This window comes from Comamonas faecalis (genome assembly GCF_039538025.1).
GTDB classification, from domain to species: Bacteria; Pseudomonadota; Gammaproteobacteria; order Burkholderiales; family Burkholderiaceae_C; genus Comamonas_C; species Comamonas_C faecalis.
Map to the genome: position 1 here is coordinate 42,578 of NZ_BAABBP010000027.1, position 9,996 is coordinate 52,573.

The 9,996-nt window shown below is 67.2% G+C and carries 9 protein-coding genes; 4 read left to right on the forward strand and 5 right to left on the reverse strand.

All coding sequences use genetic code 11. From position 1 onward, the window contains the following. Positions 1-19: 19 nt before the first annotated feature. Positions 20-1,048, reverse strand: a complete 1,029-nt coding sequence (locus ABD767_RS13570; protein WP_103045336.1) for a TRAP transporter substrate-binding protein DctP — start codon at positions 1,046-1,048, stop codon at positions 20-22. 325 nt (positions 1,049-1,373) lie between these two features. Between ABD767_RS13570 and hpaR the strand changes: the two genes are divergently transcribed. Beyond that, entirely contained in the window at positions 1,374-1,874 is a 501-nt protein-coding gene (gene hpaR / locus ABD767_RS13575; protein WP_103045335.1) for a homoprotocatechuate degradation operon regulator HpaR, read from the forward strand. Between the two features lie 80 nt (positions 1,875-1,954). Here the strand turns inward: hpaR and ABD767_RS13580 are convergent, their stop codons facing one another. Next, positions 1,955-3,781 (reverse strand): ABC transporter transmembrane domain-containing protein, encoded by a 1,827-nt coding sequence (locus ABD767_RS13580; protein ID WP_103045334.1) that lies wholly within the window; start codon positions 3,779-3,781, stop codon positions 1,955-1,957. Positions 3,782-3,896: 115 nt separating this feature from the next. On the opposite strand from ABD767_RS13580, the gene ABD767_RS13585 reads away from it, so the two are divergent. The 3 genes from ABD767_RS13585 to ABD767_RS13595 all read left to right on the forward strand — a co-directional run bounded on the left by ABD767_RS13585 (position 3,897) and on the right by ABD767_RS13595 (position 6,999). Continuing rightward, positions 3,897-4,517, forward strand: coding sequence for a LysE family translocator (locus tag ABD767_RS13585; RefSeq protein WP_344869796.1), 621 nt, complete (start codon positions 3,897-3,899; stop codon positions 4,515-4,517). Positions 4,518-4,651: 134 nt separating this feature from the next. Beyond that, positions 4,652-6,343 (forward strand): ATP-binding response regulator, encoded by a 1,692-nt coding sequence (locus tag ABD767_RS13590; RefSeq protein ID WP_344869797.1) that lies wholly within the window; start codon positions 4,652-4,654, stop codon positions 6,341-6,343. 11 nt (positions 6,344-6,354) lie between these two features. Beyond that, positions 6,355-6,999 carry a response regulator transcription factor gene (locus tag ABD767_RS13595; protein WP_344869798.1) on the forward strand — a complete coding sequence of 215 codons (645 nt, stop codon included), beginning with the start codon at positions 6,355-6,357 and terminating at the stop codon, positions 6,997-6,999. Between the two features lie 109 nt (positions 7,000-7,108). On the opposite strand, the gene ABD767_RS13600 is transcribed toward ABD767_RS13595, so the two are convergent. The 3 genes from ABD767_RS13600 to ABD767_RS13610 all read right to left on the reverse strand — a co-directional run. Further along, positions 7,109-8,089 (reverse strand): tripartite tricarboxylate transporter substrate-binding protein, encoded by a 981-nt coding sequence (locus ABD767_RS13600; protein ID WP_103045330.1) that lies wholly within the window; start codon positions 8,087-8,089, stop codon positions 7,109-7,111. 163 nt (positions 8,090-8,252) lie between these two features. Further along, positions 8,253-9,776 carry an AMP-binding protein gene (locus tag ABD767_RS13605; protein WP_103045329.1) on the reverse strand — a complete coding sequence of 508 codons (1,524 nt, stop codon included), beginning with the start codon at positions 9,774-9,776 and terminating at the stop codon, positions 8,253-8,255. Between the two features lie 42 nt (positions 9,777-9,818). Beyond that, positions 9,819-9,996: FAD-binding protein (locus tag ABD767_RS13610; protein WP_344869799.1), on the reverse strand; the 178-nt coding region annotated here is incomplete at its 5' end.

A 9,996-nucleotide genomic window follows, 5' to 3' on the forward strand; every position in this document is an offset into this window, starting at 1 on the left:
TCTCCTGTACCAGTGGGGCTTAGTTCGTGCCGGCCAGTGTGCGTGCTTCGTCAAGCAGTTTTTTGCCGTCGATCTTCTTGCCTGCCATCTGCTTGATCCAGTCGTCCTCGACACCGCGTGCCGCTTGCTTGAGTGCATCGGTCTGCGCCGGGTCAAGCGTGATGACCTCGTTGCCTTGTTCCTGGATGCGCTTGAGCGTGTCCTCGTTGACCGATTGCCAGACTGCACCAAAGCGCTCGACCAGTGCATCCCCGGTGGTTTTGTCGACGATGGCCTTCAGGTCGGCAGGCAGGCTGTCGTATTTGCGCTGGTTCATCAGCACGGTGAGCACGGTGGCAGAGGGATAGGCCATGCCGGCGGCTGGCTGGGTGTGGTATTTGGTGACTTCCGACAGCTTGGTCGGATAGAGCAGCTCCCAGGCGGTGAGCGCGCCGTCGACCACGCCCTTGGCGATCGCCTCGGTCACCTGCGCTGGAGGCATGGCCACGGGCGATCCACCCAGTGCCTGCAGTGTTTTTGCGCCCATGCGCGTGGAGGTGCGCAGTTTCAGCCCATTGATGTCGGGCAGGCTGCGAACCGCCTTCTTGGCGGTGTGAAACGCCTGGCCGCCGTCGGTATGAAATGCCAGCACCTTGTAGGCTGCGAACTCCTTTTGCGCATGCGCCTGGTAGAACTTCCAGACGGCGCGTGAGCTCGAGACGGGGTCCTTGACGACAAAGGGCAGCTCAAATGTCTCGATGAGGGGGAAGCGTCCGGCCGAATAGCCCGGCGCAGTCCACACCACGTCGGCAATGCCGTTCTTGGCCTGGTCGGCCAGTTGCGCGGGCGTGCCGCCCAACTGCATCGCAGGGTAGAACTGGCATTGGATGCGCCCTTGCGATTCCTTGTTCATCTCGGCACACCATGGCTCGAGCACCTGCTGCTGCGCCGGTGCCGCCGAAGGCAGAAAGTGGGCGATCTTGAGTGTGACCTCCTGTGCCGCCACGGGAAGGGCGGCTGGGACGAGGGCGGCCAGGACGGCGCTCAGAGCGAGGGTGCGGACTTTCATGATGGGCTCCTTTGAAAAATTAGTCATTAACATATTAGTATTTTAATTGAAATACTAATATCTTCGTGAGTCAAGCCAAGAGGAAATAGGGTTTGCCCCAGGTTTTTGGCGGACTGGAGGCGGTCATGAGGCTTGGCGGCGCTTGAAGGGCGTGCAAATCCCAGAGACAGGCTGGCCAAGGAGAAACAAAGAGCGCACAAGAGTCGCGCCATGAGCTTGTATGGCGCGCCAGGCATACGCTTGCAATCGTTGGGTTAAATAACTAAGATATTAGTGATATTGAAAGCGTGCCCATTGACGTGGTGCACTCACACGAGGAGGCGTCATGACGCAAGAATTCACCCACCGCAATCTGCCTCAACTGTTCTTGCGCGCGCGCGAGGAGTTGTTGCGCCACTTTCGTCCCATCCTGACCCACCATGGTCTGACCGAACAGCAGTGGCGCATCCTGCGCACGCTCAGCGAGCACGGACAGCTCGAACCGCGCGAAATTTGCGAGATCTGTCAGATCCTGAGTCCCAGCATGTCGGGCTTGCTCTCGCGCATGGAAGACCTGGGCTTGGTGACGCGCACGCGCATGGAGGAAGACCAGCGCCGCATGTGGGTGCGGCCGACCGACAAATCTGTTGCCTTGGTTGCGGCGATCGCGCCGCTGATTGAGCAGCAGTATCAGTTGCTCGAGCAGGCGTACGGCAAGACGTTGATCAACGAAATGTATGCGGCCATGGATCGCTTTTTCTCTGCGCAGCGCCAGCCGGTCGCGAGTGTGGTGCTGCCTGGGCGCCGCAGGTCGCGTGCGGCAACGCGCCCCAGCGGTGGCGTCTGAACAAGAAGCGCCGTTCTTGCGGACTGGAGCGAGTCAGGATCCATGACTGACGGATTCTTGATCGGCCTTCGAGCATGGCTTTATTTGCCCTGATGGTTGGACTGAAACTGCAGCGCCGCCAGCCGCGCGTAGCTGCCGCCGGCGGCCATCAGCGCCTCGTGCGTGCCTTGCTCGACGATGCGCCCGCCGTCGAGCACGACGATGCGCGTGGCGTGGCGCACCGTGGCCAGGCGGTGGGCGATGACCAGCGTGATGCGGGCGTTGGCGCCTGTGTTCAGCGCCGCGTCGAGCGCCTGCTGCACCGCACGCTCGCTGTGCGCGTCCAGCGCGCTGGTGGCCTCGTCCAGCAGCAGGATGGGCGCGTTCTTGAGCAGCGCGCGCGCAATCGCAATGCGCTGGCGCTGGCCGCCCGACAGGCGCACGCCGTGCTCGCCCAGAAAGGTGTCGTAGCCCTGGGGCAGGGCGCGGATGAAGTCGTCGGCAAACGCGGCCTGCGCCGCGGCGTGCACTTCGTCGTCGCTGGCGCCGGGGCGGCCGTAGCGGATGTTCTCACGCGCGCTCGTCGAGAAGACCACTGCGTCTTGCGCGACGACTGCCATCTGCGCGCGCAACTGAGCCAGATCCAGCGTGCGCAGGTCGCGCCCACCCAGCAGAATGCGCCCCTGCTGCACGTCATAGAAGCGTTGCAGCAGCTGGAACAGCGTGGATTTGCCGGCGCCGCTGGCGCCGACCAGCGCCACGGTCTCGCCGGCGCGCAGCTGCAGGCCGATGCCCGCCAGCGCCGCTTTGTCCGGGCGCGACGGGTAGTGAAAACCCACGTCGTCGAACACCAGTTCCAGCGCGCCGCCGGCCTGCAGCGGCTGGGCGCCGGCCGGCGTCTGCACCGGCGAGTGCGCGTGCAGCAGCTCCATGAGCCGCTCCATGGCGCCGGCGGCGCGCAGCACGTCGCCGTAGACCTCGCCGAGCACCGCGACGGCGCCCGCCAGGAACATCGCGTAGACGACGGTCTGGCCCAGCTGCCCGGCCGACATGTCTCCGTCGATCACCGCCATGCTGCCGCGGTACAGCCCCCACAGCAGCAGCGCCGCGTTGGCGATGATGATGAAGGCCACCAGCGCCGCGCGGGCGCTGCTGCGGCGCACGGCGGTGCGAAATGCCTGCTCGGTGGCGCCGGCAAAGCGGCTCGCTTCGCGCGGCTCGGCGGTGTAGGACTGCACCGTGGGCATGGCGGCCAGCACTTCGGCTGCAATCGCGCTGGTGTCGGCCACGCGGTCCTGGCTGGCGCGCGAGAGGCGGCGCACGCTGCGCCCAATCCACATCGCCGGCAGCACGACCAGCGCGACCGCGGCCAGCACGACCGACATGATCAGCGGATTGGTCCACACCAGCATGGCCAGCGCGCCGATGGCCATCACCGCGTTGCGCAGTCCCATCGACAGCGAGGAGCCGACGACGGTCTGCACCAATGTGGTGTCGGCCGTCAGGCGCGAGAGCACCTCGCCGGTCTGTGTGGTCTCGAAGAACTGTGGGCTCTGGCGCAGCACGTGGGCGTAGACGGCGGCGCGCAGGTCGGCGGTGATGCGCTCGCCCAGCCAGCTCATCAGGTAGTAGCGCAGCGCGGTGAAGACGCCCAGCAGCACGGCGACGGCGAACATCAGCCCGAAGTGCACGCGCAGCGTGATGGCGCGGATGCTGCCGTGCTGCAGCAGGCCGTCGTCGACCAGCTGGCGCAGCACCAGCGGAAAGACCAGCGTGGCCAGGGCGGCGAGCAGCAAGAAGACGACGGCCAGTGCGATGCGGCCGCGGTAGGGGTGCACAAACGGCAGCAGGGCACGCAGGGCGCCCGGTGCTGCCGTGGGCGGCGTGGCGGGTGAAGAAGTAGGGCGGTGGCGGGCGGCTGTGGTCATGCACCGCAGTGTAGGAGCGCGCAGCGGTTGCGCCCGCCTACGTATTCACTTTTGGGAATGGCGCAGCCCAGCGCCTCGGCTCACCATGGAGCCAGATGCTTTGCTAGTTCCTGCCATGAGCCACTACCCCTTGTTCCTCTCGCTCAGTCTGATCACGGTGCTGATGCCAGGGTCGGCCGTGCTCATGACCCTGAGCACGGCGCTGACCCGCGATCGCAAGGCGTCGGTGTACGCCATCGCCGGACTGATTTGCGGCTCCTGCATAACGTGCGCCGCCGCGATGCTGGGTGGCGCCGCTTTGCTCGCATCGGTCGAGGCATCGGCGCTGCGCGCGCTGGAACTGGCCTCGGTTGGGGTTCTGGCTTATCTGGCTGTTCGCGCCTGGCGTGCCGCGCCGCTGCCGGCCATGCAGGATCAGCCACAAAGGCGAGTACTGCGCCGCATTTTTGTGAGTGGACTGATGCTGCAGTGCGTCAACCCCTATTTGTTGGTGTACGTGATGGCGACCTGGCCGCAATTTCTTGATCGGGCGCAGCCGTTGCCGCTGCAATTGCTTGCGCTGCTGGGCCTGCACGCCCTGGTCACCCTCGGCGTACACAGCGGCTATGCGGCGCTGGCGCATCGTGCGTGCCGCTGGCTGGGCGGCCGAGGCGGTGCGCTGCAGATGCGCCGGTTTGGCGCGCTGGCCTACCTGGGCTTTGGCGCCAGCCTCGCCCTGCGCCTGGTCGGTGGCTGAGCGCTGGCCCGCACGGCGCGCGTGATTGCCGGAGAACCACTGTCCTATCATCCCCACGCATTCCGCTCTATCGCGTCGCTATGCCGTCCGCTGCCCCGCCCCGTCTCACTGCCGCCGCGCGCAGGCGTGGGCCGTTGTGGTCGCATCTGCGCCAGATCCCCGTCGTCAGCGACGACCCGATCGAACAGCAAAAGCTGGAGCGCCAGGTGGCCACCCTCCTGATGGAAGGGGTTCGAACCTCCATACGCGCGACATTGCTGGCGGTGTGGCTGGTGGCTGGCCTGTTGACCGCCTTCGTCAATTGGCGGTGGGCCTGGGGGCCGGCGCTCGCCATCAGCGCGCTGGCCATCGAACGCTGGCTCTTTCAGCGTCGTATCTCGGCACAGCTGGCGCCAGGCTGCAGCCTGCAGGCCACCTGGCCCTTTGCCCTGTTATGGCGCATGGCCCTGACGGGCATTGCGTTTGGTACCTGGACGCACGGGCCCATCACCTCGCCTGACCCGCTGGCCACCCTGTACGCTCTTTCGCTGGCGGTCATCGTCTCGGCGGTGGTCATGACGCAGTACTGCCTGTGGCAGCCGGCGGTCTGGGCCATCACCACGCCGCTGATGCTCGGCCTGGCGATTCAGCTGCTGTGGATCGGCCAGCACACACCGGGGTTTGGGCATGCCGTCATCGCCGCCTTCATGGTGATTTTGTGGCTGGTGCTGCTGCGTGCCACACAGCGTTTTTCGCACGCCATGCAGTTGCTCGGCGCCGCGCTGAGCGAGCAACTGGCCGGTACGCACCAGGCGCCGCTGATGCGGCAGATGAACACCGGGGTCGCCCAATTTTCCGAGCTGGTGGACGAAATCATGGATCTGGCGCACATCGATGCCCAGGCCGTCCAAGCCGACCTGATGCCGGTGCCCCTGCGCGCCATGCTGGCGCGCGCAGAGGCGGCGTTTCGCCCCACCGCGCACGAGCGCGGCCTGGCGTTGTGGCTGCGCACGCCCCGGCACGACGCCGTGCCCGCCGTACTGGCTGATCCCGCCCTGCTGTGGCGCGTGCTGGGCAACCTGCTGTCCAACGCCCTGCGCTACACCCCGACGGGCGGCGTCATGCTGGCCGTGCGCCGCGCCCACACCACCGGCGGCTTGCCCGCCTGGCGTTTCGAGGTGCGGGACAGTGGCCCCGGCATTGCCGAGCCCCATCGCGCCGCCGTGTTCGACGAGTTCTACCGCGCGCATGACGACGACCGCACCCATCTGGACAAAGGCCACGGCCTGGGCCTGGCCGTGGCCCAGCGCATGGCTGGCCTGATGGACACGCGTGTGCTCTTGCACCCAGCCAGCGCGCGCGGTCGCGGCTCGGTGTTCTCCATCACCTTGCCACGTGCCGACCTCACCACCGCCGCGACCGCCGAACCCGCGCAAGCGGCACCTTCGCAGCACGTCATGCTGCCGTCCGGCCTGCATATTTTGGTGATCGACGATGACCCGGCCGCGCGGCTTGCCCTGGGCACCCTGCTGCAGGGCTGGGGCGTGCAGGCAACGGTCCGCGCTGGCCTGGAGCAGGCGAAGGCGGCCCTGCCGGCGCCCTGCCTTGCCGGCGCCCCGCAGGTGCACGGCCTCATCACCGACCATTGGCTGGGGCAGGGCAGGCGATCGCACGAGGTGCTCGATTGGGCGCAGCAGCGCTGGCCCGGCTTGCCCGTTGCGGTTGTCAGCGGCGGCGCAGGCAGCCAAGACATACAGGCCATCACCCAGCGGGGCGCCTGTTTCTGGCGCAAACCCCTCAAGCCCGACACCCTGCACGCTTGGTTGACCCAACTGTCCCGTTTGTAAGGATGCAAATCATGGACGCCATGCACACCACGGCAACCCGCATTCTGCTGGCCGACGACCACGAAATCGTGCGGGCCGGCCTGGCCGCGCAGCTGGGCCTGCTGGGCTGCTACGAGTTCATTCATGCCTGGAGCCTGACCAGCCTCTTGCACGCCACCACGCAGCCACCGGGCTGCCACCTCGCCATCGTCGACGTCTACATGCCGGGCATGGGCGCCGGGCAGGGCCTGGCCAGCCTGTGCGCAGCCCAGCCCGATCTGCCGGTCATCATCCTCAGCGGCGCCAGCACCCTGCCGCACGCCAGCCAGTGGCAGCGCTGGCCCAGCGTGCGCGCCATCCTGCACAAATCCGGCCCGTTGGATGGGCTGCGCGCGGCCATTGATCTGGCCCTAGCCGGCAGGGCGACGTCGCCCGCCTCCATCGCACTGCCCGCATCCGACGTCTGGGGCCATGCCGACGCACTGGCTGCCTTGTCGCCCCGCATCGTGCGCGTGGCGCGCCTGGCCGCGCAGGGCCTGTCCAATGCGCAGATCGCGGGCGAGCTGGGGCTGTCCGAAGGCTCGGTCAAGCAGTACCTCAAGCAAGCCTTCCGCGAACTTGGCGTGATGAACCGCACCCAGCTTTCCTTGCTGCTGAACACCGCAGCTATGCCCTAGTGCAGTGTTTGGATGCTTGATGCGACAAATAAAACCGATGGATTTTTGGTCTGAGCAAGGCGTAAGCCACAGCGATAGCCGTAGCTATCGCAAAGCCGTATGAGCCATATCAGCTGACCTTGAAGCCGGTCTCCGCGACGATGCGCTTCCAGCGCGCGTTGTCCGCGGCGATCAGCTTGCCGAACTCCTCGGGCGAGGTGCGCTTGGGCAGGTAGTCGTAGGAGCGCAGCTTGTCGAGCACGTCGGGCATCTGCATGACCTTGTCCATCTGCTGCGCCAGGTAGCCGACGATCTCCTTGGGCGTGCCCTTGGGCGCCAGCAGACCGGCCCAGGAGGCGAAGTCCATGCCCTTGATGCCCAGCTCGGTGAGCGTGGGCACGTCGGGGAACGACGCGGCGCGTTCGTGCGAGAACACGGCCAGCGCCTTGACGCGGCCGGCGCGGATCATCTCCACCGAGGCGAACGAGTCGAGCGAGAAGTCCACCTCGCCCGCGACCACGGCCTGCATCTGCGGCGCCGTGCCCTTGTATTGCACGTTGATCGTCTCAGGCGCGCCAATGACGCGTTTGAACTCCTCGCTCATCAGGTTGATCATGCTGCTGCCCGAGGACATGGACAGCGGCTTGGGCCCGCGCGCCAGCGCGATCAGCTCCTGCATGTTGCTGACCGGCAGGCCTTCGCGCGCGATGACGATGAAGCTCACGTCGCAGATGTGGGTGATGGGCTCGAAGCTGTCCAGCGCCTCGTACTTGGCCGCCTTGTAGATCACGGGGCTGAGCGTCTGCGCGCCAGCGGTGTTGAGCAGCAGCGTGTAGCCGTCGGGCGTGGCGCGGGCGACCTGTTCGGTGCCTATCATGCCGCCGGCCCCGCCCTTGTTCTCGACGATGAAGGACTGGCCGCACAGCTCGGTCATCTTCTGCAGCACCAGGCGCGCGACAACGTCGGTCGTGCCGCCGGCGGCAAAGGGCACGATCACGCGCACGGGCTTGGTCGGATAGGCCGCCTGGGCCCAGCTGGCGTGCGGCGCGGCCAATGCGGCGGCGCCGCCCAGTCCGGTGGCCAGCCATTGGCGTCGGGTCATTGATTGCATGTCTGTCTCCTTGTGTGTGGTGATTCGTCGTTTCGGCGCCGCCCTATCGCGGTCCGGCTGCGCCATGGTGCGGTGCCCGGCCATTCTGGGCGGCGCGCCATCGGCTGTCCAATCGCTTTCTCCACTGCGGCGATAGGCGCAGCGAATCGTTGCGCCCGGCCGTTCAGTTCTGCGCGGCAAAGGCCTCGCGCAGCTCGCGCTTGAGCACCTTGCCAATCGCGCTGCGCGGCAGCTCCGGCGTGAAGCGCAGGTCTGCCAGGCGCTGCGTCTTGCCCACGCGCTGGTTGAACCAGTCGCGCAGCTCGTCCGCGCTGGTGGCGCCGCCCGCGCGGAGCACGACGAAGGCCACCGGCGTCTCGCCCCACTGCTCGGACGGCACGCCGACGACCGCCACGTCGGCCACGGCCGGGTGCTCGCGCAGTTGCGCCTCCAGGTCGCTGGGGTAGATGTTGAAGCCGCCGCTGATGATCATGTCCTTGCGCCGGTCGAGCAGCGTGAGAAAACCGTCGGCGTCGAAGCGCCCCACGTCGCCGGTGCGGATGAAGCGCTTGCCCGCGGCGTCGAACCACTCGACCTCGCGCGTCTTGTCGGACTGGCCGTGGTAGCCGTTCATCATGCTTGGCGAATGGCCGACCACCTCGCCGGTCTCGCCCGGCGCCACCTCGCGCCCGTCCTCGTCGATCAGGCGGATGTCATGGCCTGGCGCAGGGTGGCCCACGGTGTGCAGCTTGTCCGGGTGCAAGTGCGCGTCCAGGATGCAGGTGCCGCCGCCCTCGGTCATGCCGTAGAGCTCGGTCAGGCGCCCGGGCATGCGCGCCAGCACCTCGGCCTTGAGCGCGGCGTGGAAGGGCGCGCTGGTGCAGAACTTCTGCGTGAGCGCCGACAGGTCGAAGTCGCCGAACTGCGCCAGCGCCATCAGACGCTGGTATTGCACCGGCACCAGCATGGTGTGGGTGATGCGCAGCTGCGCGGCCAGCTGCAGGTAAGCGAGGGCGCCGAACTTGCGCATCAGCACCACGGTGCCGCCATAGGCCAGCGTGGGGAAGAAGATCACCAGCGTGGTGTTGGAGTACAGCGGCGTGGACAGCAGCGTGCGCCCGTCGGGCCCGTAACCATACTGCGCGCCGCGGCGTACATGGGCCCAGCGCATGCCGTGCGACTGTACGATGCCCTTTGGAACGCCGGTCGTGCCCGACGAATAGATGATGTTGAACGCATCGCCCGGCTGCACCGCCACCGGTTGCGGCTGGCTGCCGGCCGGTGCCAGCCAGTCGTCCCAGCCCTGGCCGGGCGCACCCGGCTCCAATGCCACGCAGGGCAGCTGTGCCGCAGCTTGCACCAGCGCCGGCGCGGCGGCGTCGACGAAGACCAGGCGCGGCTGCGCGTCACCCAGCATGCTGGCCAGCGCCTCGGGTGACGATGACGGCGCCATCGGCGCCACCACCACGCCCGCGCGCAGCGCCCCCAGGAACAGTGCGCCCATGCGCACCGAATTGAGCGCGCAGATGGCAACCACATCGCCCTGGCGCACGCCGGCGCGCTGCAGCGTGGCGGCCACGCGATCCATCAGCGCGTCGAGCTGGGCGTAGCTCAGCTGCGCGTGCTCGTCCTGCAGCGCCGGGTGAGTGGGCTGGTTGCGGGCGTGGTGGCGTATGCACGCGGCGACGGTGTCGAATTCGGCCTGCATGGTGTTTTGTCTCCTGGCGTGGTGGGCGTCGGCTTGGAATGGTCAGAGCTTGGCGGCCATCTCCGGCACGGCCGCAAACAAATCCGCCTCCAACCCATAGTCGGCCACGCCAAAGATCGGCGCCTCCGCGTCCTTGTTGATCGCAACGATCACCTTGCTGTCCTTCATCCCCGCCAGGTGCTGGATCGCACCCGAGATGCCGCAGGCAATGTACAGCTGG

What these genes read in the sequence shown, in the direction of transcription:
- ABD767_RS13570 (WP_103045336.1), bottom strand. Translation starts at nt 1,048, where the DNA reads ATGAAAGTCCGCACCCTCGCTCTGAGCGCCGTCCTGGCCGCCCTCGTC.
- hpaR (WP_103045335.1), top strand. Translation starts at nt 1,374, where the DNA reads ATGACGCAAGAATTCACCCACCGCAATCTGCCTCAACTGTTCTTGCGC.
- ABD767_RS13580 (WP_103045334.1), bottom strand. Translation starts at nt 3,781, where the DNA reads ATGACCACAGCCGCCCGCCACCGCCCTACTTCTTCACCCGCCACGCCG.
- ABD767_RS13585 (WP_344869796.1), top strand. Translation starts at nt 3,897, where the DNA reads ATGAGCCACTACCCCTTGTTCCTCTCGCTCAGTCTGATCACGGTGCTG.
- ABD767_RS13595 (WP_344869798.1), top strand. Translation starts at nt 6,355, where the DNA reads ATGGACGCCATGCACACCACGGCAACCCGCATTCTGCTGGCCGACGAC.
- ABD767_RS13600 (WP_103045330.1), bottom strand. Translation starts at nt 8,089, where the DNA reads ATGCAATCAATGACCCGACGCCAATGGCTGGCCACCGGACTGGGCGGC.
- ABD767_RS13605 (WP_103045329.1), bottom strand. Translation starts at nt 9,776, where the DNA reads ATGCAGGCCGAATTCGACACCGTCGCCGCGTGCATACGCCACCACGCC.